A 25,734-nucleotide genomic window follows, 5' to 3' on the forward strand; every position below is an offset into this window, starting at 1 on the left:
GCAAAGGTCTCAGGCTATCTGAAAACAATAAAAAGCTGCATTCCCTCGAGAATGCAGCTTTTCGTTTGCCGGCCGGCCAACCCGCGCTCAATACCGCTTATGCCGCCGCAGCCACACCGCCAAACGCAGGCGCACGTCGTGCCCCACCGAGCCGAAGCCGAGCAAAAACAGCACCGCCGCTACCGGCCAAGTAAAGTGATAGCCCATGTGGTGAATGCCCCAGGCACCGGCCACGCCGCCGAGCACAAAGGCCAGCAGCATGCCGGCCAACAGGCGGAATTTGGTGCGGTCCACACGCACATCGGGCAGGCGCGGATTGCGGTCGTGCCGGTAATACAGCATTTTCGACAGCTCGATGCCCATATCCGTCACGTGTCCGGTCATGTGGGTGGCGCGGATTTGGCCGTTGGAGAGCACGGAAATCACGGTGTTGTGCATGCCCATGATGGCGCACAGCAAAAACAGGGTGGCCGGCACAAACACGGTGAATTCCGACAAGGTGCTGCCCATCAGGCCGAACAGCAAAAGATACAGGGCTTCCAGCCACATGGTCAGCCCGTAGCTGCTGCGGAAACGCTGGCGCTTGGCCCACAAAATCATCCAACTGCCGTGGGTGGCCCCAACGATAAAGCCGGCCACCACCAAAGCGGCGGTCAGTGCCAGCTGCCACTCGCCCAGATAAAGCATGTCCGCCGCACGCGACAATTCGCCGCTCACATGCGAGGTATAACTGCCAACGGCGAAAAATCCGCCTGCGTTGATGGCGCCGGCCAGAAAAGCCATCACGGCCCCCAAGAGACGGAAGCGGATGTCGGAAACCGGGCTTTCGTGGATATAGGGTTTGTCGGTCTGCCAGAAAGACAGACGGTAACGGTGAGCAGGCCGGGTCATAACAGGCTACCTGAAAAGAAACGGGAAAAGGCTGTCTCGCGACAGCCCTTGAAACCTGCGAAAGCCCCCGTTCCAGAAGGCCTTAAACAGGTTCTGAGCGGATACGGCAGCTTATTCTACCGTGACCGATTTGGCCAAATTGCGCGGTTTGTCCACATCGGTGCCGCGGGCCAGGGCCGCATGATAGGCCAAAAGCTGCACCGGGATGGTGTGGACCACGGGCGAGAGCACGCCGGCGTGGCGCGGGGTGCGGATCACGTGCACGCCTTTATCTTCATGGAAGTTGCTGTCGAGGTCGGTAAAGACAAACAATTCGCCGCCGCGCGCGCCCACTTCCTGCATATTGGCTTTCACTTTATCCAGCAGGCTGTCGTTGGGCGCAATCACCACCACCGGCATGTTTTCGTCCACCAGCGCCAGCGGGCCGTGTTTCAATTCGCCGGCCGGATAGGCTTCGGCATGAATGTAGGTGATTTCCTTCAGCTTGAGCGCACCTTCCAGCGCAATCGGATAATGAATGCCGCGACCGAGGAACAGCGCGCTGTTTTTCTTGGCGAACTTCTGCGCCCAAGCGGCAATTTGCGGCTCAAGATTCATCACATGCTGGATGCTGCCCGGCAATTGGCGCAATTCTTCCGCATAAGTCTGCGCTTGGGCGGAAGAAACATGGCCGCGCATTTTGCCCAGGGTTACCGCCAGGCCGAACAACACCACCAACTGAGTGGTGAAGGCCTTGGTGGAGGCCACGCCGATTTCGGCGCCGGCGCGGGTGTACAACACCAACTCGCTTTCGCGCGGCAGGGCCGATTCCATCACATTGCAGATGGAAAGGCTGTGCTGGTGACCGAGCGACTGGGCGTATTTCAAGGCTTCCATGGTGTCCAGCGTTTCGCCGGATTGGGAAATGGTGACCACCAGCTGTTTGGGGTTGGCGATCACGTCGCGGTAACGGTATTCGCTGGCGATTTCCACGTCCGCCGGCACTTTGGCAATGCTTTCCAACCAATATTTGGCGGTCAGCGCCGAGTAGAAAGAGGTGCCGCAGGCCAGGATTTTGATGCTGTCGATTTCGCCGAACACTGCGCGCGCCTTTTGGCCGAAATTCTCCGGCTCGAAGCCGCCGCCCAAAAACACCTCGGCCGTATCGGCAATCGCTTTGGGCTGCTCGTGGATTTCTTTTTGCATGAAGTGGCTGTAAGGGCCCAGCTCAAGCGAAGCGAGAGACAATTCGGACACCTTCACCTTGCGCTCGGCCGCCTGGCCGTTTTTATCCAACAGCTTTTCCATGCCTTTGGCACTCAGCAAAGCAATGTCGCCGTCTTCCAGATAAGCGATGCGGCGGGTAAAGGCGATCACGGCGGAAACATCGGAAGCGATAAAGGTTTCGTCTTCGCCGAAGGCCACCAACAGCGGGCAACCCATGCGCGCCACCACCATGTGTTCGGCATTGTCCTGCGCCATCACCGCAATCGCAAAAGCACCGTGGAAACGGCGGCAGGCGGCGGCCACTGCGGCAAACAGGTCTTGGCTTTGCCGGTATTCGTGATCCACGCTGTGGGCGATCACTTCGGTGTCGGTTTGCGATTCGAACACATAACCCAAATCCTGCAGGCGGCGGCGTTCTTCTTCGAAGTTTTCAATGATGCCGTTGTGCACCACGGCGATGTTGCCGCCGGAAATATGGGGATGCGCATTCGGCTCGGTGACGCCGCCGTGGGTGGCCCAGCGGGTGTGGCCGATGCCGATGTGGCTGGCCAGCCCTTTTTCTTTGGCCGCTTCTTCCATCAGGGCCACGCGGCCGACACGGCGCACGCGCTTGATTTTGTTTTTGCTGTTGACGGCAATACCCGAAGAGTCGTAACCCCGGTATTCCAGGCGTTTCAGGCCGTCGGTGAGAAAATCGACGACATTGTGATGGGCGCGGATGGCGCCGACGATACCGCACATAATCTGTTCCTTAGTATCGGTTGGAGGAAACGGGCGCGCCGACGTTCGGCATACGCCCGGCGTTGGTGCCGGAGGCGGGGCGAATTGTAACCAAGTCGGCGGCAAACAAACCAGCCGCCGGCCGGAAAACAGGCTACCTGAAAGTTTTCAGGTAGCCTGTTGCATGCGGAAGATCTTTATTCTTCGTTCATCAAGCGTTCCACTTCGGCCACATAAGCGCGCATGGCCTCCTCGCTAGACATGCCTTTCAAGCCGGCCCAAGCTTCGTATTTCTTTTTGGCCACCAAGTCGAACATACCGGGTTTGTCGCCCTGCACATCGCCGTCAGTGGCTTGTTTGTAAAAAGAATACAGTTTCAGCAAAGTGGCGTTGTCGGGGCGTTCGGCCAGGCTGACCACGTCTTGTTGCGCTTGTTCGAATTGCTGTTTCAAATCGCTCATTGCTTGCTCCTTTGCGGGGGTTAGGAAAACACGGTTTTTAGCACAGCGGCGCCGGTTTGCCTATGTGAAAAATCGGGTAAATGTTCCATAAACACGGCGGCGGCTGTTGTTTTATTCACCTTCCAAACCGTCGGGATGGGTCAGCAAACCCTGCCGTTTCAGCAAAGCCGCATTGGCCGGCGCATATTCGCGGCTGTAATAGCGGGCGAATTTTTCGCGGTAGGGAAACTTTTCGCGCGCCTCGCCGAAATCGCTCATCACCCTTTCATATTCGGCCAAGGCGGTGGCCAAGGTATCGTCGTCGGGGTAGCGGTTTTCCGCCACCGATGCGGCACGCGGCAGGCGCGGTTTCAAGCGCATGGTTACCGCGGGCTTGCCAATGCACAGGCCGAACAGCGGGAAGGTATGCGGCGGCAGCGCCAGCCATTCGGTGAGCTGGGGGGCAATCAGGCGGATGCCGCCGGTAAAACAGGTCGCATAACCGAGGCTTTCGGCAGCAGTGGCGGCATTTTGGGCGGCCAAAGCAGCATCGGTGGTGAGGGTGATCAGCGTGTCCACCGTGCCGACCGCGGCAAAACTGCCCGCATAAGCGCGGCTGGCCAGTTCGGCTTTGTGGGCATCGCCGATAAACAGCCAATATTCGGCACAGGTGGCGATTTGCGGGTTGGCCGGCTGGGCGGCGGCAATGCGCCCGCGCAATTCGCCATCGGTGATGCGGAGAATGGTGTAATGCTGGCCGTTCATCCAAGACGGCGCCTGGCAAGCCGCCGCCAACAGCAGAGAAACTTCTTCGGCGGATAGGGCGGCGGTCGGATCAAATTCACGATAGGTGCGGTGGTTCAACAGGGTATCGATTACGGCATTCATCACGGGCTCTCGGTAGAAATGAAGATATTCGGAAAGGGTGCATCGGCAGCCCCACCAATGAACAAAGGGCTGAGACCTTTGCAAAACCCCCAGATGTGGATGCAGTTCAAGGCGTAGCAGCGCAGCGAGCGTAGACATATCATGAAGATAGGCAAGCGAGCGAGCAGCGCACAACGCAGAAATGCGCCGCAGATGGGGGTTTTGCAAAGGTCTCAGGCTCAGGCTACCTGAAAATCGGCGAGCCCTTCACACGCCGAAATGCCAGGAAGCCATGTCCAAGCGTACGCACAGCAGGCGCCACAGCAGGGGGTGGGTGGCCGGCAGGCGCTGCGCCAAAGGTTGCAATAAGGCGTTTTTGCCTGGTTCGTTCAGCAGCAAAGCGGCTTTCAAAGCGGTTTGCAGCTCGGGCACCGACAATTGCTCGGCCTTGATCAAGCCGGCGGCGACAGGGTGCTCGGCCAGCCTACCGGACTGGGGCAACGGTGCCAGATAGGCTTTCAACAGCAACCACAGATAGGCGGTATCGGCTGTGTGCACTTGCCGGCGCAAAGCAATACGGATCAGATCCAAGGCAGCCTGTTGCGCAGCGGGCGGCTGCATCACAAAGGCGGGCAAGACATGTTCAAGCAATTCGGCATCCGGCATCAGCGTGGCTTTGGCCAATTGCCGCAACTGTTGCCGGACAAAAAGTGGGGTGCCGGCTGCCAGCAGCAGCTTTTCAGGTAGCCTGTGTGCTTGGAACAGATACAAAAGGGCGGCGGTGGCCCGTTCTCCGTCATAAGCGGCCGCCTGCCAATCGGCCGGCAACATCTTCAATCCGGGCAACACACGGTGGCGGCGGATGCGCGACTGCATCATGGCTTCGCAGCGGCGGTATTCGGTTTCCTTTTGCTCGGCCGCCAGCGCATGCTCCGGCAAGGGCTGGCCGGGCGGTGCCAAGCGGTGAAACGGCGTGTGTGCGAACACAACGGCATCGTGTTCGGCCAATTCGGGAGCCAAGCGGCGGGCCGCCACCGGATCCAGCCGCCGGATGCGCTCAAGCAGCGGTGGATGGGTGGCCGCCAAACGGGCATAAGACAGCCCGGCAAACAACATATGCGCATATTCGGGCGCATGGGGGGAATGCAGGCGGTGACCGCCGGCAAGCGCGGTTTTGCGCAAGGCTTCGACCAAGGGTTCCGTTTGGCGGGTAAACTGAACTGCGGCGGCATCGGCCAAAAATTCCCGCTGCCGGGACACCGCTGCCTGCACCCAAGAGGCAAACAAACTGCCGGCCGCTCCCAAAACCAGCAACAGGCCGCCGGGTATATACCAAGGCAGGCTTTGAAAAAAAATTTCCACCGCATTGTCGAAAGGATGGTTATCTACATTCTTTCGCCGGCGGTAGTCGTCCGCGGTGTCATCTCGCCCGTACAGCAGATAACGGCCGCTGCTGCTGATGCCCTGCAAGCCGTAAAGCCAACCGCTCAGGCGTTGATTGAGCCGGGTGTCTCTGTTGAGAATATGGCTGAATTCATGGGCGACCACGGCTTGCAGTTCGTCACGCTTCAATTGCACCAAAGCGCCGTAAGTCACACCGATTACCGCACACTCGGGGCTACGGCCGGCTGCAAACGCATTGATGCTGTGATCGCGGCGCAGCAAATACACTTGAGGCGGCGGCAAACCCGCCGCCACCGCAGTTTCCGCCACCAGATTGAGCAGCCGGCGCTCGAGAAAATGGGCCTGTTGCAACTGCAGCCGCTCGCCGCCTAAGGCTTTGGCCACCGCAGATCCGTCATCATCGATTTGCCGCAAGCGGTGCAGACTCAAGCCGACTGTCATCGCGGTAAACAGTGCGCCCGGCAAAGCATAATGCCACCACAGCTGCTCATGCGGCGACAGCCAAGCGATCAGGGTGCCCAGAACTGCGCTGACCGATACCACCGTTCCGGCAAAAGCCAGGCAATACCAGCCCACTAAACGCCTACTGCGGCGACGGGCTTGGTTTTGCATTCTGAAGAAGCGCATGGCGGATAAGGCTCACAAAACGGAATGGCCCATCATATCACCGAAGCCGTGGCCAAGGCCAAACGGGCAAACCTACCCTAGGGCAGAACCGGCACAGAAATACGCCGCAGATGGGGCTGGCAAAGGCATCAAGCGGCCAAGCACAATAAAGCGTATGATGCGCTTGAGCATAGGTTTCGACTCGGCTCCCGCGCTTCTGTTTCCTCTATTTCTCCTGTTTCGCCCTGCTTGGGGCTACCTGAAAACCGCTTGCCCGATCATGGCTTCATCATCCCGACCCAGAAAGAATAAGCAAATGGACCATCGTTATACGGATACTGCTTCCCCCAATCCCCTTCTCCCGGCAGCCTTGGCCGCCTTACTGACCGGAATCATGATTTGGTCTGGCATCCAACCCACCAGCCGTGCGGTGTGGTGGGCCGAAATACTGCCGGTTCTCGGCGTATTCGGTGCCCTGCTGCTGACTTACCGCCGTTTCCGCTTCAGCAATTTAGCTTATGTCTTGATGAGTTTTTGGCTGCTGATGCATACGGTAGGCGCCCATTACACTTTTGCCGACGTACCGTTTGATTGGGCCAACCGGCTACTGTCGCCGCTATTGGGCGAAGGCCGCAATCATTTCGACCGCGTGGGCCACTACATCATCGGCTTTTATGCCTATCCGATGGCCGAATGGTTGATGCGGCGGCGCGCCTGCAGCATGCACTTGGCTTTTTTCTTCTCGCTGTTTTTCATCATGGGCGTAGCAGCTGCCTATGAAATTATTGAGTGGCAATATGCCGTACTCGAAGGCGGCAATGCAGGTATTGAATTTCTCGGCTCACAAGGCGATATCTGGGACGCACAAAAAGACATGCTGGCCGATACTTTGGGCGCACTGACTGCTTTGCTGATTTATCTGCTGGTGCGGCCAGACCGACAACTCGCCTCTCCTGTTTCAAATGGCTGATTCTTTTTATTTGCCAGTAGCAATAAAAACATTTCAGGTAGCCTATAAAGCTACCTGAAATGTTTTTATCCCTAGACTAAGACCTTTACAAAACCCTCAGATGTGGATGCAGTTCAAGGCATAGCAGCGCAACTAGGGTGCTGCAACACGCCCTAAGCAAGCGCCTATTAGGCAAATAATTTACCCGGTAATTTTTTCGCTGCGGCCTGCCCCATCCAAGCAGCCGTTAATCCGATGAAAAAGGCACCGAAAATATCCATTGGCCAATGCACGCCCAAATAAATCCGCGACCATGCCACCAACAGCATGCTGACCACGGCAAACCAAGCAAATCGACGGGTGGCCGGTAACCAGCACAAACTGAAAGCAGGTGTGGCAATGGCGGTGACGTGTTTGCTGGGAAATGAAGAGGACCATTCGTGGGGCAGAAAATTGGTGCCCAAAGGCAAAGCGAAAGGGCGCGGATGGTAGCAGCCTTTACGAATCAGATAAGCAGCGGCGGCACCGATTGCCAAGCTTAAGATTAAAGCAGCCCACACTTGCGGATTGGCCCGGTGGCGCAGCAAAAGATAGCCCAACAACACCAGGAAAAACAGAATAATCAGATATTCCGCGCACAAAACGGCAAAAACAATGTAAGCGGTATGGCATCATGGTCTGCATTCAATTGCAGAAACAGCCAACGGTTGAAAGTATTCAAAGCATCCACGGCGATATTCGGGACTGAAATAGATTTGAAACATACCATCCACTGGAATCAGAACGGACTTTCAGTTTCAGCATAATAGATTCGATAGTCTACTTGAGTGCAGGCAAAAAAAGAAGCAGGGCAAACGAAAGAAAAATCAGCGGCACAAAATCCCGGATCGTGCATAACAACTGGCCAGCCAATAAAATGCTGAAACAGGCGGCGGCCCATCTGCTTCAGCCACTCAAGCTGTCAAATCCAGGCAAGCCTGATACTCAGACCACTGGATTTAGGTATTTCAACCCCAACAGCTGTTTATCGGCATCCAAATCGGTAATGCCCAATTTCAGGCGGGTTTTCGGCGGAATATCGATCGGAATGCCGACGGCGCGCCCCAATAATGGCAGGCCTTCAATCCGTACCAAATCGTCTTTCAGCAACACCGCCTGCAACTCACGCTCACCTTGCTGCTGCAGATACACCAAACTCCAATAAGCCTCCATCTGACGTTGGAAGTCTGCATAGGCGGCATAAGCCGTATCGAAATCACGCAAAGCGGCAAACAGCATGCTGTCGTTATGCGTAAAGCGCGGCTCGAAATGTTCGCTGATCAAACCGAGCAATTGCTGCTGGTTGATGCAGTCGGCCGCCCGCCGCAGAGGCGAAGTAAACCAGCCGTAATGTTGCACGCCCATGCCGATATGCGCTTCAGATTTGGTGCTCATGCGCACCTTGCCTGCGGTCGGCTGAACACGAAACAAGCCGGGCAAGCCGTGATCGTCCAACATTTTGGCCCAGGTGCTGTTGGCCAAAATCATCATTTCGGAAACCAGGGTATCGATCGGCGCACCGCGTTCGCGACGGCTGATGCGTACCTGCCCGTTTTCGTCGAACTCAATGCCGTAGTCGTATTGGGGCGGCTGATCCGCATCATAGCGGTTACGCTGTTTTTGCAAAGCGAGGGCAAATTGGTAAAACCAGCATAAATCGTGATGATGGGCAAACTGCTCCCCGTTTTCGGCCTGCAAACCGCTTTGTCGGTTAAACAAAGATTCGATTTGCTGGATGCGCAGATTCGCTCCGATCTGCACCCGCTCCAAGCGGATATTCGGCGAGGCTACCTGAAACTGTTCGTCCACATCAAAATAGATGCTCAAGGCGGGGCGTTCGCCTTGATCGAGACTGAAAGCAGCAATCCAATTATCCGGCAACATAGTGATTTTGCCGCCCGGGTAATACACCGTACTCTGCCGCTCGTTCACCAGCGCCTGAATCGGGCTGTCGGCCGCCATCAGCAAAGTCGGCACCGCTATATGAATGCCGACCCGCTTGCCGCCGCCCGCCAAATCTTGCAAAGATAACGCATCGTCAATTTCGGTAGTGCTTTCGTCGTCAATCGAAAAAGCCGTGACGCCTTCCGCCGCCGGCAATTCGGCATAAGTCGGCATCTCAAGCGGCGGCAGCGCCGTGCCTTTGGGGAAATGCTTAACCGTGAAACCGTCCAACAAATATTGCGGCACGGATGTTACGCCGCCGGTTTGTTTGGCCAATTGGTAGGCGGAAATTTTCAAAGCCTCCGCAGCCTTGGTAAAGGCCTTGTAAGTAAGGGACTGTTTGTCCGGCGCATGCAGAATCTGCTTCAAATCCGCAGCCACGCTGGCCGGCAAACTGCCCGCTTGTAATTCTTCCGCCCATGCTTCGATTTGCGCTTCTTGCTGTTTTTTGCGCTCAATGGCGGCCAAAGCTTGTTTTAAGGTTTCTTCGGGAGCAGCTTTGAACACACCTTTGGCTTTTTTGTAGAAATACATCGGGGCCGCATATAAAGCCATCAAAGTAGCGGCCAATTCGATTTGGCTGGGCGGATGACCGAAATATTCTTCGGCAATGCTGCCTGCGGAAAACTCCTCTTCACCGCATACTTCCCACAATAAGTCGGTGTCGATTTCTGCCGCTTCGGCTTCAACCCGAGCCAAAAAATCTTGCAAGGGCATCTCGAACTCAACAAAAACATGGTTTGCCTTAACTTTGGTTCGTTTGCCGTGTTGCGTATCCACCTGGTAAGTGCTGTCGTTTTTCTGCACCACAGAAGCCACTTTGAACTGGCCGCTTTCTTCGTAAAAAATATTCATTGCTGCAAACAGTTTCAGGTAGCCCTCAGCAGGCTACCTGAAAGAAATTGAAAGAGGTACGGATTTTAGCATAAAGCCCGGCCGGCCGTAGGAAACAAAACCGGCCATCATGTTTCACGTGAAACCTAATCGGTTTAATCGTGTACCTTCAGCAATTCGACTTCAAACACCAAAGTGGCATTCGGCGGGATCACCCCGCCTGCACCGCGGGCGCCGTAGCCCATTTCCGGCGGAATGGTGAGCTTGCGTTTGCCGCCTTCTTTCATGCCGCTAAAGCCTTCGTCCCACCCGCGAATCACCTGGCCGACGCCTAGGGTAATGGTTAAAGGCTGCTTACGGGATAAACTGGAATCAAATTGGCTGCCGTCGGTCAACCAGCCGGTGTAATGAACGGTAATGTCTTTCCCTTTCACCGCTTCTTTGCCGCTACCGGTTTGCAAATCTTCAATAATCAAATCCATCTGATTTCTCCAAACAATGATTTACCAAATGGCGGCGATTATAAACCGAAACCGGCCCGGCTGCCGAATCTGTTCATACCGGCTCAATTACCCACGCATTGGTGCAAGGGGAAACGATGCTTCTCCGCTTGTGCCAGCTGTTCTTTTTTGCCGAAACGCTGCCAGGCTTTTTCATGAAAATAGAACACCACCGTATTGGCCAAGGGTTCGATTAAAGCAACAGCACTGGAGATGCCGATGCTGCCGGTTAAAACATAAGCAATGGTAAACGCCACACCGAAATGCAAAACCGCGAAGGTTAAAGTTTTCAACATAAATTGATTATCCGAATGATTGCTTTCATAATTTACGGCCGCCATGATGCCGTCTTCGCCACCGGCAATACAGTTGGAATTTTCTATTCTTTGTTTTAATAAATCTATCAGAAATAAAATTTAAATAGTCAAAGGAAATTTATGCAGACGCTGACCGTGGTGTCTTTGGATCAAGACACCTTAATCAACCAAGATTACCATCTTGATTTTCCTCATCAATTGGTGCTACATGCCAGCACTTCTCCAGAACAAACCGACGCCCACTTAGCCGGCGCCCACATCGCCATCAGCAATAAAGTCAGCATCACCGCCGAACACATGGCGGCCAATCCGCAATTGAAACTGATTGCGGTAGCCGCTACCGGCTACGACCACATCGACATCCAAGCCGCCCGCGAACGGGGCATCACGGTATGCAATATCCGAGGTTACGGTAACGATTCGGTAGCCGAGCACGCTTTCATGCTGATGATTGCCCTGATGCGTCAATTGCCTGCCTACCAGCGCGACGTGGCCGCCGGACTGTGGGCTTCCTCACCCCATGCCTTTTACTTCGGCGCGCCCATGCGCGATTTAAACGGAAAAACTTTGGGCATATTCGGGCGCGGCGGCATCGGCCGGGCTTTGGCCCAACGCGCCGAAGCATTCGGTATGCGGGTGATTTTTGGCGATCACAAACATGCGGGCGCCATCCGGCCGGACTACCTGAAATTTGAAGAAGTTTTGGCACAAGCGGACGTGCTTTCCCTGCATTGTCCGCTCAACGAAGATACCCGCCATATGATTGGGGAAACCGAACTGAAAATGATGAAACCGCAGGCCATACTGATTAACGTCGGCCGCGGCGGTTTGGTGGACGAACAGGCTTTGGTGGCGGCGCTCAAATACGGCCAACTGGGCGGCGCCGGCTTCGATGTTTTGAGCGAAGAGCCTCCTAAAAACGGCAATCCGCTGCTGAACACCCGTCTGCCGAATCTAATCGTTACCCCACATATGGCTTGGGGCAGCCAAGAAGCCATGCAGCGTTTGTTCGAAATGCTCAACGACAATATCCGGGCTTTTGTGCGCGGAGAAGCACAAAACATCGTGGTGTAAACAAAGCTTGGAAAATTCCGCTATTCAGGCTACCTGAACAGGAAAAGCAGACGATTCACTGTTTACGAAAGCCGGGTTATCCCCGGTTTTTGGCAAAGCAGAAAACTTATCCACAATTTTCCACCTTTTAAACAGAAGGTTTGCACAGTTTATTTTTTCAATAAGACGCTTATTTACATTAAGAAAATGAACTTATCTGCCAATATCCGGCCTGCTTATTATTATTATCCCTAAAATTTTTCTTATTATTTTTATTTGAATTTTCTTTTTGTCGTACAATCCATCGGCCTGCCTCCATCTGATCCTATAAAACAAGAAAGGAAATTTGATGACCACAGAACATCGTTTGCCTTATATCAGCCGTACACTCGCTTATACCGCTCAGGACGGTACTGTGCTGAAAAGCCGTCTGTGTTTGCCCCAACATGCGGTGAGCGGTTTATCGGCCGTATTGGTTTTTCCTGAGTGGTGGGGCATGAGCGAACATGCCAAGCATAGTGCAGAGCGTTTGGCCCAAGCAGGTTACGCAGCCATGACGGTGGATTTATACGGTGAGGCTTTATTGACTGACGATGCCGCCGTAGCCAATGAAAATAGGAATGCTTTATTGGCCGATCCGCTTACTTTGATTGAACGCACCAATTTGGCTCTGCAAGCGGTAAAAAACCTAGCCGAAGTGAATGAAAACCGTATTGCCGCCATCGGCTTTTGTTTCGGCGGCAAAGTGGCTTTAGACATGGCCAGACGCGGTGCAGACCTCAAAGCGGTATGCAGCTTCCACGGCAACCTGACCCCGGCTATTCCCGCCATGCCCGGCATGGTGAAAGCCCAAGTGTTGGTTCAGCACGGCGGCCAAGACAGCATGGTGAGTATGGAAAGTTTGGACGCTTTCCGTGAAGAAATGGATGCTGCCGAAGTCATCTATCAAATAGATGTTTTCCCAGATGCCAAACACGGTTTCACCAATCCGCAAGCCACTGCCAACGGTGAAAAAAACGGCGTAGATTTGGCTTATCACGAAACCGCCGCCATTAAAGCTTGGCAAAATATGTTGGATTGGTTGGCAAAAAACATTTAAAAGCAAGCAAAACAGCAGGCTACCTGAATATGTTTTCAGGTAGCCTGCTGTTTGTTCAAATCCAATCCTTAAGCCGCCTTAGGCAGGGCATGGAAAGCATCGGGCAAACCTTCGTTATGCGGGAAAGTGACCCATTCATGACTGCCTTCATCGGCCAATACCGCCCGCAATAGGGCATTATTGATGGCATGGCCCGATTTGTAGCCTTCAAAAGCGCCGATGATCGGCGCGCCGACAATATACAAATCGCCGATGGCATCCAAAATTTTATGGCGCACGAACTCATCGGGATAACGCAAACCTTCCGGGTTCAATACATCATGATCGTCGATCACCACCGCATTATTCAAATTACCGCCTAAGCCCAAACCGTGCGCACGCATCATTTCCACTTCCTGCATAAAACCAAACGTGCGCGCACGGGCGATTTCATCGATATAAGAAGCACCAGCAAAATCGATTTCAAAAGTGGGATGGCTGCGGTTAAACACCGGATGGTCGAATTCAATCGTCAAACTCAGTTTGAAACCGTTGTATGGCGAAAAACGCACCCACTTGCCGGTTTCTTTCACTTCCACCGGCTTGAGAATCCGTAAAAAGCGTTTTTCGGCTTTTTGATTGACGATGCCGGCATCCTGCAGCAAATAGATAAACGGCAGGCTCGAGCCGTCCATAATCGGAATTTCCGGCGCATTCAACTCAATCAATACATTGTCGATGCCGTAAGCCGCCAGAGCCGACATAATGTGTTCGATGGTGCCCACCCTCACACCCCGTTCGGTTACCACGGTAGAAGACAAACGGGTATCGTTGATCAGATAAGGATTGAGGGCAATCACCTCTGCCTGCTCGCCGGACAAATCGTTGCGGCGGAAAGCAATGCCGCTGTTTTCCGCTGCCGGATAAAGCGTTAAAGCCACCCGCTCTCCGGAATGCAAACCGACACCGGTAACGCTGACCGGTTTGGCTAAAGTGCGTTGTTGCATCGTTATTTTTCCTGCATAACTTTAATCTCGCCGAATCATACGTGAAAAGCTTCCGGCTTGCCTGAGGGTTTGATTAAATTTACCTATGATTCAGGTAGCCTAGCGATCGGTTTGCTAGCGCGATGTGTTTTAGCGGGCAATTGTCCACATCCCGTTAAACGCTTTACTGATTTATCTACCGGTTTCCACTTCAATACTTCTGGTTTTCCCAAACAAAATCACAGGTTTTAAATCAATAAATATATTTTTAAACATAATCTTATGTGAATAATCCACAGATTTCCCTGCTCTTATCATTAAATTCATCATTTTTATTTCTTAAATAAAACTATAATTTTGCGTTTGGAAAACTGATTTTATCTGCTATATGAAAATTCTGTTGGTCCGTTTGTCCAGTATGGGCGATTTGATTCATACCTTGCCTGCAATACAGGATTTGTCCCTACATCAGCCTGAAATTGAATTACATTGGCTGACGGAAACTGCTTTTGCAGATATTCCCCGTTTACATCCCTTTGTACGGAAAACGATTCCGATGGGTTGGCGGATGTGGCGGAAAAATCTGTTTGACCGAGCGGTTCGCCGAGAAATTTACGCTTTAAAGCAAATATTGGAAACGAATGCCTACGATTTTGTTTTAGACAGCCAAGGCTTATTGAAAAGCGCTTTGTTTGCCCGCATGGCGAAGGCACCCGTAAAAGGGTTTGATCAACACAGCGCTCGGGAAGGAATAACGGCTTGGTTTTACCGACAAGGTTTTCAGGTAGCCAAAGGTCGCGATGCGGTTTGGCGCAACAGGGAATTGTTCGCCAAGGTTTTTTCCTATTCTTTCGATAAAGCAGTCAATTTCGGCATAAAATTGCCGTCTGATGCCATTGTTTCCGAATTGCCGCAACATTTCCGCGTGGCCCTGCACGCCACCAGCCGAGACAGTAAACTTTGGCCCGAAGAACATTGGATTGCGTTGTTGAAAAAATTGCATGAGCAAGACGGCGCAGGTGTTTGGCTGCCTTGGGGAAACGAGGGAGAACGCCAGCGGGCACTGCGTTTGGCAGGCAAAATTCCCGGCGCCTGGGTAAGCGGGCGTTTGGATTTATTGCAAACGGCTTATGTTTTGCAGCAGTCGGCCGGTGTCGTTGGTGTGGATACCGGATTGCTGCATTTGGCCAATGGTTTGGACAAACCCTTAATCGGGATTTACACCGATACCGATCCCGCAAAAACCGGCGTCCAAACTTCACCTTGGGCTTTTAATTTGGGCGGTATTGGAAAAATTCCGGCTGTTAATGAGGTTTTTTCAGCTTTGTCTGAGGCGGAAAAAACGCGCGGGGCTACCTGAAAGCGTTTTGGCGGTCGACGTTTACATTTTCATGAGGCAAACTTGCATTATCTTTCAGGAGTGGGCAAAATAGAGCGCTGTTACCGTATTGGTTTTACTTTCCATTCAACAAATAAGGAGAAGGCATGAAAGCACTGGTTGCCGTAAAACGCGTGGTTGATTTCAATGTCAAAGTGCGTGTGAAAGCCGATGGTTCCGATGTGGACATCGGCAATGTCAAAATGTCCATGAACCCGTTTGACGAAATCGCCGTAGAAGAAGCCGTGCGTTTGAAAGAAGCCGGTAAAGTCAGCGAAATCGTGGTGGTGTCTTTGGGCGTGAAGCAATGCGAAGAAACCCTGCGTACCGCATTGGCAATGGGTGCCGACCGTGCTGTCCATGTAGAAACCGACGCCAAATTGGAGCCTTTGGCCGTAGCCAAATGCCTGAAGGCCGTGGCGGATAAAGAACAGCCGCAGCTGCTGATTTTGGGCAAACAGGCGATTGATGACGATGCCAACCAAACGGCACAAATGTTGGCTGCCCTTTTGAATGCGCCGCAAGGTACGTTTGCCAGCAAAGTGGAAGTGGGCGACGGCGAAGTGTCGGTTACCCGCGAAATCGACGGCGGTTTGGAAACCGTGGCTTTGAAACTGCCGGCGGTGATCAGCACCGATTTGCGTTTGAACGAGCCGCGTTATGTGAAGCTGCCCAATATCATGGCGGCAAAGAAAAAACCTTTGGAAAAAATCGCCTTGGCCGATTTGGGCGTGGATGCCGCTCCCCGTTTGAATCAGGTGAAAGTAGCCGAACCCAAAGCCCGCAGTGCCGGCATTAAAGTGGAAAGTGTGGCCGAATTGGTGGCCAAGTTGAAAAACGAAGCCAAGGTTATTTAAGGAGAAAGCCATGACCGTATTGATTATTGCCGAACACGACAACGCAAAACTCAATCCCGCCACCCTGCACGCGGTTACTGCGGCGCAAAAATTGGGTGAGGTACATGTATTGGTGGCCGGCAACGGCGCTGCCGCCGTGGCCGACCAGGCCAAGCAGGTAGCCGGCGTGGCCAAAGTATTGCTGGCGGATGCCGCCCACTATGCCGAAAGTTTGCCGGAAGAAGTGGCACCCTTGGTGGTGAAGCTGGCCGGCGACTATAGCCATATCGGCGCCACTGCCACCGCTTTCGGCAAAAACCTGCTGCCGCGTGTGGCCGCGTTATTGGATTGCTCGCAAGTATCCGATTTGACCGAAGTGGTGGATGCCCAAACTTTTGTCCGCCCCATTTATGCCGGCAATGCGTTCGCTACCGTGAACAGCAGCGAATCCAAACTGGTGCTGACTTTCCGTGCCACTGCTTTTGATGCGGCGGCTACCGCAGGCGGCAATGCTGCGGTGGAAACCGTAGAAGCGACCGCTCAACAAGGTTTGAGCCGTTTTGTGGGCCGTGAACTGACCAAATCCGACCGTCCTGAGCTTACCCAAGCCAAAATCATTGTTTCCGGCGGCCGTGCATTGGCCAATGCCGAGCAATTCAACAGTGTGCTTACCCCCTTGGCCGACAAATTGGGTGCTGCGATCGGTGCTTCCCGTGCGGCAGTGGATGCCGGCTATGCGCCGAACGATTACCAAGTCGGCCAAACCGGTAAAGTGGTGGCGCCCGAGCTGTATATTGCCGTGGGCATTTCCGGTGCCATCCAGCACATCGCCGGCATGCAAGACAGCAAAGTGATTGTGGCCATCAATAAAGACCCGGAAGCGCCGATTTTCAATGTTGCCGATTATGGTTTGGTAGCCGATTTGTTTACTGCGGTGCCTGAATTGGTAGAAGCGCTGTAAAAATGTTTCATGTGAAACCATCAAATGAAAAGCCGGGATTTCCCGGCTTTTTGTATCAGTTATTTGCGGAGCGGTTTTGGGTGAGAAAAATCTGGTAATGTTTTCTGACTATATACCCTAAGCAAAAACAGGCTGAGACCTTTGCAAAACCCCCATCTGCGGCGCATTTCTGCGTTGTGCGCTGCTCACTCACTTGCCTATCTGCATGATATGTCTGCGTTCGCTGCGCTGCTACGCCTTGAACTGCATCCACATCTGGGGGTTTTGCAAAGGTCTCAGGCTACCTGAAATTTTCAGGTAGCCTGTTTCAGCAAGCAATTGATTGGAAAGCCGATCAATCAAATAAATCGCGCAGCTTGTCCATAAACGATTTTTGGCGCGGTGTTTGTGCGCGGTCCAAACCGGTGGAGATTTTTTCAAATTCTTCCAACAGCTCTTTTTGGCGGTCGGTGAGGTTGACCGGCGTTTCTACCACAATATGGCAATAGAGATCGCCGGTTGCGGAAGAGCGCAGCGATTTCATGCCTTTGCCTTTTACCCGCATGCGGCGGCCGGTTTGGGTTTCTTTGGGGATGTTGAGCTTGACGCGGCCGTCTAAAGTGGGCACTTCCACTTCGCCGCCCAAAGCAGCGGTGGTGAAGCTGATCGGCAGCTCGCAATGCAGATCCATGCCGTCGCGCTCGAATATATCGTGGCGGCGGATGTGCACCACTACGTATAAGTCACCGGAAGGCGCGCCGTGGGTGCCGGGTTCGCCTTCGCCGGCCAAACGGATGCGTTGCTCGTCGTCGATGCCGGCCGGAATGTTTACTTCCAGCGTTTTGCGTGTTTTCACCAAGCCTGCGCCGTGGCATTTGACGCAAGGGTCTTTGATTTGTTTACCGGTGCCGTGACAGGTGGGGCAGGTTTGTTGCAGTTGGAAAATGGCTTGGCGCACGTGCACCACGCCGCTGCCGCCGCAAGTGGAGCAGGTGGTGGCCGATGTGCCCGGCTTGGCGCCGCTGCCATGGCACAAATCGCATTCTTCATGTGTGGGAATGGTGATTTTTTTCTTGGCGCCGGCTGCGGCTTCTTCCAAGGTAATTTCGATGTCGTAGCGCAAATCGGCGCCCTGGAAATTTTGTTGGCGGCCGCCACCGCCCGCGGTACCGCCGAACATTTGACTGAAAATGTCGCCGAAATCAAAGCCGCCCGCGCCACCAAAACCGCCAAATCCACCGCCGCCGCCCATATTCGGATCAACGCCCGCATGGCCGAATTGGTCGTAGCGGGCCCGTTTTTCAGGATCGGACAAAATATCGTAGGCTTTTTGTACTTCTTTAAACTTTTCTTCGGCCTCTTTATTGTCGGGATTGCGGTCCGGGTGGTACTGCATGGCCAGTTTGCGGTAGGCCTTTTTGATGTCGCTGTCGCTGGCTCCTTTGGCCACGCCCAGCACTTGGTAGTAGTCTTGATTGCTCATGGTTTTTTCGCTTGAAAACGGATTTGCGCCGCAAATAAGGGCGAAAACGGGAAAAACAAGACGTCGCCGTTTTTTTCAGGTAGCCTTGGCGATTTTTGGAAGATGTGACCATGTCTGCTTTGCTTTATCTGGCTTCCGGCAGCCCGCGGCGGCGGGAAATTTTGTTGTCTTTGGGGTTTGAAGTGTTGCGGGTGGCGGCTGAAATCGATGAAACGCCTTACTCTGATGAAGCCCCCGGCCCATATGCTTTGCGCTTGGCACAGGCAAAAAACCGGGCGGCACAAATTGTAGCGCGACAGCAAGGTTTGGATGATTCCGTTCCTTTGCTGACCGCAGACACCACCGTGGCTTTGAACGGTCGGATTTTGGGCAAGCCCGAATCATGGGAAGATGCACGGGCCATGCTGCAGGCTTTATCCGGTACGGTGCATCAGGTCTTTACCGCAGTATGTGTGAGCCGGCAGGGAAAAATGCAGTCGGTGCTGCAACAGAGTGATGTGCATTTTAAAACCCTGACAGCGGCGGAAATCGAAGCGTATTTGGCCAGCGGCGAGCCGATGGATAAAGCAGGTGCTTACGGCATTCAAGGTTTGGGCGGTGTGTTCGTCCGGCATTTGGCCGGTAGCTTTACCGGCGTGATGGGGCTGCCGGTGTTTGAAACCACTGCTTTGCTGGCCGATTTAGGGGTCAGTCTGCCTGCTTTGGCGAGCGGCCGATATTCTGAGACCTTTGTCAAGACAAAATCCCAGGTGTGGATGCCGTTCAAGGCATAGCAGCGCAGCGAGTGTGAACGCTAGGAATCCCCGTGGGACAAACATATCAATAAGTAGTTAAGCGAGAGTGAGCAGTATGCCCTAAAGCATAAACGCACAATGCAGAAATGCACCTACTGTTTGATTTAAGCAGCATGTTACGTTTTATTGGGCACGAAGCCACCGCCAAACAAGGAATGCCATAATCACAGTCAATAGGTTCGCCAACCACACTTTACCCCAACCAGCAGCAGTTGGTCGCGGGCGGGCGGTTTTGCGGAGACGGACATAAAAAAACGGACTGAGCAACATGGACATCGACAGCGCTAAAGCAAGGCCTAGATAATAGATTTTTTCAATTTGCATGATGTCAGTAATGTTCTATCGCAATATTTGGGATGATGAGCAGAGACCCTCAAAGTCCACTCAATCTTTAAAATTTCCAACAATACCAATCTCAAATAATTTATTGACAGGATGAGACCTTTGCAAAACCTCCATCTGCGGTATTTCTGCATTGTGCGTTTATGCTTTAGGGCATACTGCTCACTCTCGCTTAACTACTTATTGATATGTTTGTCCCACGGGGATTCCTAGCGTTCACACTCGCTGCGCTGCTATGCCTTGAACGGCATCCACACCTGAGGATTTTGCAAAGGTTTCAGGCTGTCAAATCGGCCGCCAATCGATCATTTGGTGCGGTTTCAACAGGGAAAATCGGCCAATGCGTTTGGCAATCATCGGTGGTGTAGTTTGTCGGAAGAAAATGCTCATGTGAACCCACTAAATGTCCGGATGGCAATTTAGGGCATATGGGGATATTTTGCAAAAGTCTCAGGATGTGTTGTTGGTGTTGTTTCATGCCTGTGGCAAGCACGGTAATAGGCAATCAGCGCGGCGGTGGAGGCATCGTGCGGACCGCCCGCTGTTCCGCCCAACTCCGGCAGGATATGCTTGGCCAACACCTTGCCGTATTCCACCCCCCATTGATCAAAAGAATTGATGCCCCAGACCGCGCCTTGTACGAACACCTTGTGCTCATACAGCGCCAACAGCATGCCCAAATAATACGGGTTGATCCGCTCAACGGCAAAGAGGTTGCTCGGGCGGTTGCCGGGAAACGTCTGCTGCTTCGCCAAGCAGCTTTTTTCTGCTTCCGACAAACCGCAGCCGTCCAGCGCCGCCAAGGCTTCGGCCTCAGTTTTGCCGCACATCAAGGCTTCGGCCTGCGCCAAGGCGTTGGCCACCAGCGCGGCATGGTGGCCCTCCAGCGGCGAATCGCCGTGCATGGGCACAATAAAGTCCAAAGGAATCAGGTCGCTACCCTGATGCACCAGCTGCATGAAGGCATGCTGGCAGTTCACCCCTTCCTCACCCCACACCACCACGCCGGTGCGGCAGCCGGCCGCGTCGCCGCTGCGGCAGCGCGCTTTACCGTTGCTTTCCATGTCGAGCTGCTGCAAATGGGCGGGGAAACGGCGCAAACCGTGATGGTAGGGAATCACCGCATGGCTGGCCGCGCCGTGGAAGTTCTGCTGCCAGATGCCGATCAGGGCGGCCAATACGGGCATATTGTGCCGCCACGGGGTATGGAAAAAATGCGTGTCCATGCGGTGTGCGCCGCGCAGGAAATCGCGGAAATGGTCGCTGCCCACGGCACACATCAAGGGCAGGCCGATGGAAGACCATACGGAATAGCGTCCGCCTACCCAATCGAACATGGCAAACACGCGCTCGGCATCTATGCCGAAGGCTTGCGCGGCGGGCACATTGGCGGAAACGGCAGCAAAATGGCGGGCGATATCGCCCTCGCTCCGACCTTGGCTCAGAAACCAACGGCGGGCGGCCTGCGCGTTGAGCAGGGTATCCTGGGTGCCGAACGATTTGCTCGCCACGATAAATAGCGTGCTTTCCGCATCCAAGCTGGCCAGGGTTTGACACAAATCCGCGCCGTCGATATTGGCGACAAAATGGACATTGAGTGCCTGCCGGTAGGGCTGCAAGGCCAGCACGGCCATGCGCGGGCCGAGATCCGAGCCGCCCACGCCGATGTTGACCACATCGGTTATCCGCTTGCCGGTGCAGCCCAGATAGCGGCCTTGGTTCAGGCTGTCGGCAAATGCCAGCGCGCGCCGCAGTTCGCGGTGCACCAGCGGCACGATGTTTTCGCCGTCCACGCAAACCGGCTCGGCGTTTTCAGGTAGCCTCAACGCGGTGTGCAAAACGGCACGCCGCTCGCTCTCGTTGATTTTATCGCCGCGGCGCATGGCATCGCGCTGCCCGGCCAAGCCGCATTCGTCGGCCAGACGGCACAGCAGGGCCAGCGTGTCTTCACCGATGCGGTTTTTGCTGTAATCAAACAACAGGCCGTCCAAACGCTCGTGCAGACGCTCGAAGCGGTCGGGTTCGGCAGCGAAACGGTCGCGCAGATGCAGGTGGCGGGTGGCCTGAAAATGTTCGTTCAGAGCCTGCCAGGCAGGAAGGCGGGTCGGGTTCATGGCTCAATATTAGGAAGATATGGAAAGCAGGCTACCTGAAACCGTTTCAGGTAGCCTGCCGCAAGCGGTTTACTCGGCGGGCGCAGCCGGCTCGGGCAGGCGGATAAAGTGGGTGCGGTAATGGCGCAGCTCTTCGATGCTTTCCAAAATATCGTCCAGCGCTTTGTGCGAGCCTTTTTTGACCACGCTTTTATACACTTGCGGATGCCAGCGGCGGGCCAGCTCTTTCAGGGTGGAGACATCGAGATTGCGGTAGTGGAACCACGCTTCCAGCTGCGGCATGTGGCGGGCCATGAAGCGACGGTCTTGGTGGATGGTGTTGCCGCACATCGGCGTGCTGTTCTGCGGAATCCAAGCCGACAAAAACGCCAACAGCCGCCGCTCCACTTCCTGCTCGCTGAAAGACGAGTCTTTCACCCGCTGGGTGAGACCGGTGCGGGCGTGGGTGGCGGTGTTCCAAGCGTCCATATTGTCCAGCACTTCATCGCTTTGATGGATGGCATACACGTCCGACTGCGCCAGCACATTCAGTTCGCTGTCGGTAATGATCATCGCCACTTCGATGATTTTGTCGCGGTCGGGGTCGAGGCCGGTCATTTCCATGTCCAGCCAACACAGATGATTGGGGTTCTGCACGCAATTTCCTTATTCTGATTCTGTTTGGGTGGTCATCAGCATCACCGTCAGCTGTTGCGGCTGGCGGCCGAAGGTCTGCTGCACGGCAGTGCGCACGGCGGCATCCACTTCGCCTACCGTGCGTCCGGCAACCTGTCCCGGCTCCAATACCACCATCACCTGCATCAGCTCGCCGTTCAACATATTCACCACCACCGAAGCATCGGCGCCGAGCGAGGCCTTGAGCGCTTCGGCCACCTTCTCGCCCTGCTCGCCGGATGCCAGCACCTGCTGCTGCAACTGCTCCACTTGGCCGCAGCCGGCCGGCAACACAGCCAGCAACAGCGCACCGCCGAGGGCGGCAAAAGCATTCTTCATCGCGGATTCCGCCAAACAAAAGAGCGCATTGTAGCCGATAAGCGCGGGCAGGTCTAAACACCGCCGCCCGCCGGCTTTACCTTTCGCGGCAGACAGGCCACAATTCGGGCTACCTGAAACACCGAACACACTGCCATGGCCTTACATATCGAAATCCTGCCCGTCACCCCCTTCCTGCAAAACTGCGCCCTCTTATGGGACGACGAAAGCCGCGAAGCCGTGCTGACCGACGTCGGCGGCGAAGCCGACCGCCTGCTGGCCGAAGCGGCCAAACGCCAATTGGTTCTGAAGGGCGTCTGGCTCACCCACGGCCATGTCGATCACGTCGGCGGCGTGGCCGACCTCACCGCCAAAGTTCCCTTGCCCGTATCCGGCCCGCACATCGACGACACCTTCTGGCTGGACGGCTTGCCCGAGGCCACCGCCGCTTACCGCTTTCCCCATTCCCCCGCCATCCGCCCCGACAGCTGGCTCAACGAAGGCGACGAGCTGAGCGTGGGCCGCTACCGCTTCCAAGTGCTGCACATTCCCGGCCACACGCCCGGGCATGTGGTGTTTTATTGCGCCGAAGAAAAACTGCTGATTGCCGGCGACGTGCTGTTTTACGAATCCATCGGCCGCACCGATTTCCCGCGCGGCAACCACGCCGACCTCATCCGCAACATCCGCGAAAAACTGCTGGTCTTGCCCGAAGACGTACGCGTGCTGCCCGGTCACGGCGCGATGACCACCATCGGCCACGAGAAACGGCACAACCCCTTTCTGTAAAATTTAAGCGGGCAACTGTGAAAAAACGGCCGGCTTGTCACAGCAAAGCCGCCGCAGGGGGTAAATTCCGGTTAAATGGCCTTTCGCTGCACCGGCGCCTGCATTAGCATGGCCCGCCATGAACTCGGCGCCCCTTCAACACATCCTGGGGCGTTGAGACTTTTTCCACACCCAACAGGAGTGTTTACATGAACATGAAAACTTTGATTCTGCCCGCTTCCCTGGCTTTGGTATTGGCTGCTTGCGGTACCACTTACCACGGCAACCAGGGCCATCAAGGCCACCAAGGCCATCACCACGGCCACGCCCACCAAGGTCAAGCCGGCCAAGCCGAAAACTTCAGCTGCCGCAACGGCCTGTCCGTTACCGTACGCCACCTCGGCAATGACCGCGTTGAGCTGCGCTTGGACGACAAACAAACCGTGATGAGCGCCGCCGTTTCCGGCTCCGGCGAACGCTATGTTTCCACCAGCGGCCTGTTTGGCAGCGGTGCCGAATGGCATCAAAAAGGCGGCGATGCGGCCTTCAGCTTTAAAGATCCTTACGGCAACGCCGTGGACACCACTTGCAGCCGCCGTCGATAAACGATAAACCGGCCGGCCGGTCTTCAAAAAGGCTACCTGAAAACACTTTCAGGTAGCCTTTTACCTAAAAAGCACAGGCGGTCAGCGGGTTTTGTCTTCCAAAGCGTTCTGCTCTTCCGTCTGCGTTTGCTGCTGCGGGCGCACGGTTTGGAAATCGCCGTCAATCACATCATCCGGCTGATGGCCAAAACGGCGGTCGAAACCGCGCCCGGTTTGTACCGCCGCCGGGCCGCCTTTGATCGGCAGCAGCAGCACCAAAGCCACAACCGTGGAGGCAAAACCCGGCGACATCAGCATCAATGCCGCCACAATGTAACGCAGCGGCCACAGCAATTGGTAAAACGACACCTTGCCCTGCCGGCCGAACAAAGAGCCGGCCAGCATCACCGAAGAAAAACCGAGATTGCGCAACATCAACAGGCCGGCCGCAAACGATAAAGCCATCAGCAGCAAGGTGGGCAGCCCGCCCAACCAGTCGGCCATCAACACGATGGAAGCCACTTCCGCCAGCAACAGCGCCAGCAAAGCAAGTCCGAAATACGGCATGGAGTTTCTTTCTTTGAGGATTCAGGGCGCTACTATAAGCGCAAACCGGCAAATTTCAAGCGTTCTCGCCGTTGCGTGGGTAGAAAATACCGCTGCGTATAGTATGATTCGGTCTGCCCCTTCCGGCAGACCGAGCAACTGCCGAACAGGCGGATAGCCCAGGCCTTCCTTTCTTGCGCAGCGGTTTTCCGAGACAACACCGCCGATACCCGGCGCAAATGCGCGCAAGACGGAACATCAGGGGCCAGGCATCAGATGCCATTGCTGGCCGAATGCCGCCGCCGAGAGATCAAACAGGTTCTGAAACCTATGCAACCTCCTCCCGCCGCGGAGCACACAGCAACCAGACTACGGAGTACCTTAATGAATTTTTTCCGCAACCTTGTCAGCGGCCTCTCCTGCGCCGCCCTATTGGCGGCTTGTGCCGGCACGCCGGCGCCCGGCGGCAGCGGCGCCGTACCCGAAGGCCATTACCGTGTCCAACGCGGCGACACCCTCTACCGCATCGGCCAGCGCTTCGGCCAATCCGCCGCCACGCTGGCGGCTTGGAACCAGCTGCGCGATCCGTCGCAAATCGAAGTCGGTCAGATTTTGCGCGTGCGCCCACAAGGCCGCAGCAGCAGCAACACCGCCCGCAGCGGCAATGTCAGCGTCAGCCGCCCGACCAGCCGCACCGCCGCCCCCAGCCGTTTGCAATGGCCGGTGCGCGGCGACATTCTCTCCCGCTTCAACGGCACCTCCAATAAAGGCATCGACATCGGCGGCCAAGCCGGCACGCCGGTGCAGGCCGCGGCCGCCGGTCGGGTGAGTTATGCCGGCGAAGGCCTGCGCGGCTACGGCAAACTGATTCTGATCAATCATGGCGGCGGCATGCTGACCGCTTACGCCCACAACCAAAGCCTGCAGGTGCGCGAAGGCGAGCAGGTGTCCGCCGGACAAACCATCGCGCGCATGGGCGACACCGGCACCGACCGCGTCAAACTGCACTTTGAAGTGCGCCTCAACAACCGCGCCGTCAACCCATTGGACTACCTGCCCAATTAAATTTGGCCATTTGCCGTAGCGCTTTCAGGTAGCCTGCCGACCATCCCGTTTTCCGACTCAGGGAAACCTTTGCAAAAC

General features: G+C 55.0%; 27 protein-coding genes. 11 read left to right on the plus strand and 16 right to left on the minus strand.

Annotated features, from left to right (window positions below; genetic code table 11):
* Positions 1 to 87: 87 nt before the first annotated feature.
* From HMPREF9371_RS10500 to HMPREF9371_RS10520, 5 genes are all read right to left on the minus strand, one after another.
* Entirely contained in the window at positions 88 to 891 is an 804-nt protein-coding gene (locus tag HMPREF9371_RS10500) for a YoaK family protein (protein WP_009120129.1), read from the minus strand.
* Positions 892 to 1,002: 111 nt separating this feature from the next.
* Positions 1,003 to 2,838, minus strand: a complete 1,836-nt coding sequence (gene glmS / locus HMPREF9371_RS10505) for a glutamine--fructose-6-phosphate transaminase (isomerizing) (protein ID WP_009120130.1) — start codon at positions 2,836 to 2,838, stop codon at positions 1,003 to 1,005.
* A gap of 176 nt (positions 2,839 to 3,014) precedes the next feature.
* Positions 3,015 to 3,278 (minus strand): acyl-CoA-binding protein, encoded by a 264-nt coding sequence (locus HMPREF9371_RS10510; RefSeq protein WP_009120131.1) that lies wholly within the window; start codon positions 3,276 to 3,278, stop codon positions 3,015 to 3,017.
* A 111-nt stretch (positions 3,279 to 3,389) separates the two neighbouring features.
* Positions 3,390 to 4,145, minus strand: coding sequence for a nitroreductase family protein (locus HMPREF9371_RS10515; protein WP_009120132.1), 756 nt, complete (start codon positions 4,143 to 4,145; stop codon positions 3,390 to 3,392).
* 246 nt (positions 4,146 to 4,391) lie between these two features.
* Positions 4,392 to 6,140 (minus strand): M48 family metalloprotease, encoded by a 1,749-nt coding sequence (locus HMPREF9371_RS10520; protein WP_232203101.1) that lies wholly within the window; start codon positions 6,138 to 6,140, stop codon positions 4,392 to 4,394.
* Positions 6,141 to 6,528: 388 nt separating this feature from the next.
* Here HMPREF9371_RS10520 and HMPREF9371_RS10525 point away from each other — a divergent pair, with 388 nt between their 5' ends.
* Positions 6,529 to 7,104 carry a DUF2238 domain-containing protein gene (locus tag HMPREF9371_RS10525; protein ID WP_232203102.1) on the plus strand — a complete coding sequence of 192 codons (576 nt, stop codon included), beginning with the start codon at positions 6,529 to 6,531 and terminating at the stop codon, positions 7,102 to 7,104.
* Between the two features lie 167 nt (positions 7,105 to 7,271).
* On the opposite strand, the gene HMPREF9371_RS10530 is transcribed toward HMPREF9371_RS10525, so the two are convergent.
* The 4 genes from HMPREF9371_RS10530 to HMPREF9371_RS10545 all read right to left on the minus strand — a co-directional run bounded on the left by HMPREF9371_RS10530 (position 7,272) and on the right by HMPREF9371_RS10545 (position 10,696).
* Positions 7,272 to 7,724 carry a phosphatase PAP2 family protein gene (locus tag HMPREF9371_RS10530; protein ID WP_009120135.1) on the minus strand — a complete coding sequence of 151 codons (453 nt, stop codon included), beginning with the start codon at positions 7,722 to 7,724 and terminating at the stop codon, positions 7,272 to 7,274.
* A 343-nt stretch (positions 7,725 to 8,067) separates the two neighbouring features.
* Positions 8,068 to 9,921 carry a ribonuclease catalytic domain-containing protein gene (locus HMPREF9371_RS10535; RefSeq protein WP_009120137.1) on the minus strand — a complete coding sequence of 618 codons (1,854 nt, stop codon included), beginning with the start codon at positions 9,919 to 9,921 and terminating at the stop codon, positions 8,068 to 8,070.
* A gap of 134 nt (positions 9,922 to 10,055) precedes the next feature.
* Positions 10,056 to 10,382, minus strand: a complete 327-nt coding sequence (locus HMPREF9371_RS10540) for an FKBP-type peptidyl-prolyl cis-trans isomerase (RefSeq protein WP_009120138.1) — start codon at positions 10,380 to 10,382, stop codon at positions 10,056 to 10,058.
* 83 nt (positions 10,383 to 10,465) lie between these two features.
* Complete coding sequence (locus HMPREF9371_RS10545) at positions 10,466 to 10,696, minus strand: DUF2061 domain-containing protein (protein ID WP_040661143.1); 231 nt, start codon at positions 10,694 to 10,696, stop codon at positions 10,466 to 10,468.
* A 141-nt stretch (positions 10,697 to 10,837) separates the two neighbouring features.
* Here HMPREF9371_RS10545 and HMPREF9371_RS10550 point away from each other — a divergent pair, with 141 nt between their 5' ends.
* Together HMPREF9371_RS10550 and HMPREF9371_RS10555 are read left to right on the plus strand one after the other, a co-directional pair.
* A complete protein-coding gene (locus HMPREF9371_RS10550; RefSeq protein WP_009120140.1) occupies positions 10,838 to 11,791 on the plus strand; it encodes a D-2-hydroxyacid dehydrogenase in 954 nt (317 codons plus the stop codon).
* A 328-nt stretch (positions 11,792 to 12,119) separates the two neighbouring features.
* Positions 12,120 to 12,869, plus strand: coding sequence for a dienelactone hydrolase family protein (locus HMPREF9371_RS10555; RefSeq protein WP_009120142.1), 750 nt, complete (start codon positions 12,120 to 12,122; stop codon positions 12,867 to 12,869).
* Positions 12,870 to 12,937: 68 nt separating this feature from the next.
* On the opposite strand, the gene lpxC is transcribed toward HMPREF9371_RS10555, so the two are convergent.
* Together lpxC and HMPREF9371_RS12675 are read right to left on the minus strand one after the other, a co-directional pair.
* Positions 12,938 to 13,855 carry a UDP-3-O-acyl-N-acetylglucosamine deacetylase gene (lpxC, locus tag HMPREF9371_RS10560; RefSeq protein WP_009120143.1) on the minus strand — a complete coding sequence of 306 codons (918 nt, stop codon included), beginning with the start codon at positions 13,853 to 13,855 and terminating at the stop codon, positions 12,938 to 12,940.
* 171 nt (positions 13,856 to 14,026) lie between these two features.
* On the minus strand, positions 14,027 to 14,164 hold the full coding sequence (locus HMPREF9371_RS12675) for a hypothetical protein (protein WP_009120144.1): 138 nt from the start codon (positions 14,162 to 14,164) through the stop codon (positions 14,027 to 14,029).
* Between the two features lie 58 nt (positions 14,165 to 14,222).
* Between HMPREF9371_RS12675 and waaC the strand changes: the two genes are divergently transcribed.
* The 4 genes from waaC (at position 14,223) to HMPREF9371_RS13730 (ending at position 17,297) form a co-directional block, all read left to right on the plus strand.
* Entirely contained in the window at positions 14,223 to 15,194 is a 972-nt protein-coding gene (waaC, locus tag HMPREF9371_RS10565; RefSeq protein ID WP_009120145.1) for a lipopolysaccharide heptosyltransferase I, read from the plus strand.
* A 125-nt stretch (positions 15,195 to 15,319) separates the two neighbouring features.
* The gene (locus tag HMPREF9371_RS10570) at positions 15,320 to 16,069 is read left to right on the plus strand and encodes an electron transfer flavoprotein subunit beta/FixA family protein (protein ID WP_009120146.1); all 750 of its coding nucleotides are present in this window, start codon (positions 15,320 to 15,322) and stop codon (positions 16,067 to 16,069) included.
* Between the two features lie 10 nt (positions 16,070 to 16,079).
* Positions 16,080 to 17,009, plus strand: coding sequence for an electron transfer flavoprotein subunit alpha/FixB family protein (locus HMPREF9371_RS10575; protein WP_009120147.1), 930 nt, complete (start codon positions 16,080 to 16,082; stop codon positions 17,007 to 17,009).
* Between the two features lie 141 nt (positions 17,010 to 17,150).
* The gene (locus HMPREF9371_RS13730) at positions 17,151 to 17,297 is read left to right on the plus strand and encodes a lipoprotein signal peptidase (RefSeq protein ID WP_083814016.1); all 147 of its coding nucleotides are present in this window, start codon (positions 17,151 to 17,153) and stop codon (positions 17,295 to 17,297) included.
* A 46-nt stretch (positions 17,298 to 17,343) separates the two neighbouring features.
* Here the strand turns inward: HMPREF9371_RS13730 and dnaJ are convergent, their stop codons facing one another.
* Entirely contained in the window at positions 17,344 to 18,471 is a 1,128-nt protein-coding gene (gene dnaJ / locus HMPREF9371_RS10580; protein WP_009120149.1) for a molecular chaperone DnaJ, read from the minus strand.
* Positions 18,472 to 18,581: 110 nt separating this feature from the next.
* Here dnaJ and HMPREF9371_RS10585 point away from each other — a divergent pair, with 110 nt between their 5' ends.
* Positions 18,582 to 19,244: a Maf family protein gene (locus HMPREF9371_RS10585; RefSeq protein WP_040660520.1), complete on the plus strand. Its 663-nt coding sequence runs from the start codon at positions 18,582 to 18,584 to the stop codon at positions 19,242 to 19,244.
* A gap of 782 nt (positions 19,245 to 20,026) precedes the next feature.
* Here the strand turns inward: HMPREF9371_RS10585 and pgi are convergent.
* The 3 genes from pgi to HMPREF9371_RS10600 form a co-directional block, all read right to left on the minus strand.
* Positions 20,027 to 21,721: a glucose-6-phosphate isomerase gene (gene pgi / locus HMPREF9371_RS10590; RefSeq protein ID WP_009120151.1), complete on the minus strand. Its 1,695-nt coding sequence runs from the start codon at positions 21,719 to 21,721 to the stop codon at positions 20,027 to 20,029.
* 69 nt (positions 21,722 to 21,790) lie between these two features.
* A complete protein-coding gene (orn, locus tag HMPREF9371_RS10595; RefSeq protein ID WP_009120152.1) occupies positions 21,791 to 22,357 on the minus strand; it encodes an oligoribonuclease in 567 nt (188 codons plus the stop codon).
* 9 nt (positions 22,358 to 22,366) lie between these two features.
* Positions 22,367 to 22,714: a hypothetical protein gene (locus HMPREF9371_RS10600; protein ID WP_009120153.1), complete on the minus strand. Its 348-nt coding sequence runs from the start codon at positions 22,712 to 22,714 to the stop codon at positions 22,367 to 22,369.
* A 135-nt stretch (positions 22,715 to 22,849) separates the two neighbouring features.
* Here HMPREF9371_RS10600 and HMPREF9371_RS10605 point away from each other — a divergent pair, with 135 nt between their 5' ends.
* Together HMPREF9371_RS10605 and HMPREF9371_RS10610 are read left to right on the plus strand one after the other, a co-directional pair.
* Entirely contained in the window at positions 22,850 to 23,482 is a 633-nt protein-coding gene (locus HMPREF9371_RS10605) for an MBL fold metallo-hydrolase (protein ID WP_009120154.1), read from the plus strand.
* Between the two features lie 188 nt (positions 23,483 to 23,670).
* Complete coding sequence (locus HMPREF9371_RS10610; RefSeq protein WP_009120155.1) at positions 23,671 to 24,066, plus strand: MliC family protein; 396 nt, start codon at positions 23,671 to 23,673, stop codon at positions 24,064 to 24,066.
* Positions 24,067 to 24,147: 81 nt separating this feature from the next.
* On the opposite strand, the gene HMPREF9371_RS10615 is transcribed toward HMPREF9371_RS10610, so the two are convergent.
* Positions 24,148 to 24,612, minus strand: coding sequence for an FxsA family protein (locus tag HMPREF9371_RS10615; RefSeq protein WP_009120156.1), 465 nt, complete (start codon positions 24,610 to 24,612; stop codon positions 24,148 to 24,150).
* 363 nt (positions 24,613 to 24,975) lie between these two features.
* Here HMPREF9371_RS10615 and HMPREF9371_RS10620 point away from each other — a divergent pair, with 363 nt between their 5' ends.
* Positions 24,976 to 25,656 (plus strand): murein hydrolase activator EnvC family protein, encoded by a 681-nt coding sequence (locus HMPREF9371_RS10620; RefSeq protein ID WP_009120157.1) that lies wholly within the window; start codon positions 24,976 to 24,978, stop codon positions 25,654 to 25,656.
* Positions 25,657 to 25,734 lie beyond the last annotated feature (78 nt).

The organism is Neisseria shayeganii 871 (assembly GCF_000226875.1).
In the GTDB taxonomy this organism is placed as follows: Bacteria; Pseudomonadota; Gammaproteobacteria; order Burkholderiales; family Neisseriaceae; genus Eikenella; species Eikenella shayeganii.

Bases quoted from the DNA above. Each gene is read 5' to 3' on its own strand.
- HMPREF9371_RS10615 (WP_009120156.1), bottom strand. From the start codon at position 24,612: ATGCCGTATTTCGGACTTGCTTTGCTGGCGCTGTTGCTGGCGGAAGTG.
- HMPREF9371_RS10610 (WP_009120155.1), top strand. From the start codon at position 23,671: ATGAACATGAAAACTTTGATTCTGCCCGCTTCCCTGGCTTTGGTATTG.
- lpxC (WP_009120143.1), bottom strand. From the start codon at position 13,855: ATGCAACAACGCACTTTAGCCAAACCGGTCAGCGTTACCGGTGTCGGT.
- HMPREF9371_RS10545 (WP_040661143.1), bottom strand. From the start codon at position 10,696: ATGTTGAAAACTTTAACCTTCGCGGTTTTGCATTTCGGTGTGGCGTTT.
- HMPREF9371_RS10525 (WP_232203102.1), top strand. From the start codon at position 6,529: ATGATTTGGTCTGGCATCCAACCCACCAGCCGTGCGGTGTGGTGGGCC.
- HMPREF9371_RS10550 (WP_009120140.1), top strand. From the start codon at position 10,838: ATGCAGACGCTGACCGTGGTGTCTTTGGATCAAGACACCTTAATCAAC.
- pgi (WP_009120151.1), bottom strand. From the start codon at position 21,721: ATGAACCCGACCCGCCTTCCTGCCTGGCAGGCTCTGAACGAACATTTT.
- HMPREF9371_RS10520 (WP_232203101.1), bottom strand. From the start codon at position 6,140: ATGCAAAACCAAGCCCGTCGCCGCAGTAGGCGTTTAGTGGGCTGGTAT.
- HMPREF9371_RS10535 (WP_009120137.1), bottom strand. From the start codon at position 9,921: ATGAATATTTTTTACGAAGAAAGCGGCCAGTTCAAAGTGGCTTCTGTG.
- HMPREF9371_RS10515 (WP_009120132.1), bottom strand. From the start codon at position 4,145: ATGAATGCCGTAATCGATACCCTGTTGAACCACCGCACCTATCGTGAA.
- HMPREF9371_RS10620 (WP_009120157.1), top strand. From the start codon at position 24,976: ATGAATTTTTTCCGCAACCTTGTCAGCGGCCTCTCCTGCGCCGCCCTA.
- waaC (WP_009120145.1), top strand. From the start codon at position 14,223: ATGAAAATTCTGTTGGTCCGTTTGTCCAGTATGGGCGATTTGATTCAT.
- glmS (WP_009120130.1), bottom strand. From the start codon at position 2,838: ATGTGCGGTATCGTCGGCGCCATCCGCGCCCATCACAATGTCGTCGAT.
- HMPREF9371_RS10500 (WP_009120129.1), bottom strand. From the start codon at position 891: ATGACCCGGCCTGCTCACCGTTACCGTCTGTCTTTCTGGCAGACCGAC.
- HMPREF9371_RS12675 (WP_009120144.1), bottom strand. From the start codon at position 14,164: ATGATGAATTTAATGATAAGAGCAGGGAAATCTGTGGATTATTCACAT.
- HMPREF9371_RS10600 (WP_009120153.1), bottom strand. From the start codon at position 22,714: ATGAAGAATGCTTTTGCCGCCCTCGGCGGTGCGCTGTTGCTGGCTGTG.
- HMPREF9371_RS10575 (WP_009120147.1), top strand. From the start codon at position 16,080: ATGACCGTATTGATTATTGCCGAACACGACAACGCAAAACTCAATCCC.
- dnaJ (WP_009120149.1), bottom strand. From the start codon at position 18,471: ATGAGCAATCAAGACTACTACCAAGTGCTGGGCGTGGCCAAAGGAGCC.
- HMPREF9371_RS10605 (WP_009120154.1), top strand. From the start codon at position 22,850: ATGGCCTTACATATCGAAATCCTGCCCGTCACCCCCTTCCTGCAAAAC.
- HMPREF9371_RS10585 (WP_040660520.1), top strand. From the start codon at position 18,582: ATGTCTGCTTTGCTTTATCTGGCTTCCGGCAGCCCGCGGCGGCGGGAA.
- HMPREF9371_RS10555 (WP_009120142.1), top strand. From the start codon at position 12,120: ATGACCACAGAACATCGTTTGCCTTATATCAGCCGTACACTCGCTTAT.
- HMPREF9371_RS10540 (WP_009120138.1), bottom strand. From the start codon at position 10,382: ATGGATTTGATTATTGAAGATTTGCAAACCGGTAGCGGCAAAGAAGCG.
- HMPREF9371_RS10570 (WP_009120146.1), top strand. From the start codon at position 15,320: ATGAAAGCACTGGTTGCCGTAAAACGCGTGGTTGATTTCAATGTCAAA.
- HMPREF9371_RS10510 (WP_009120131.1), bottom strand. From the start codon at position 3,278: ATGAGCGATTTGAAACAGCAATTCGAACAAGCGCAACAAGACGTGGTC.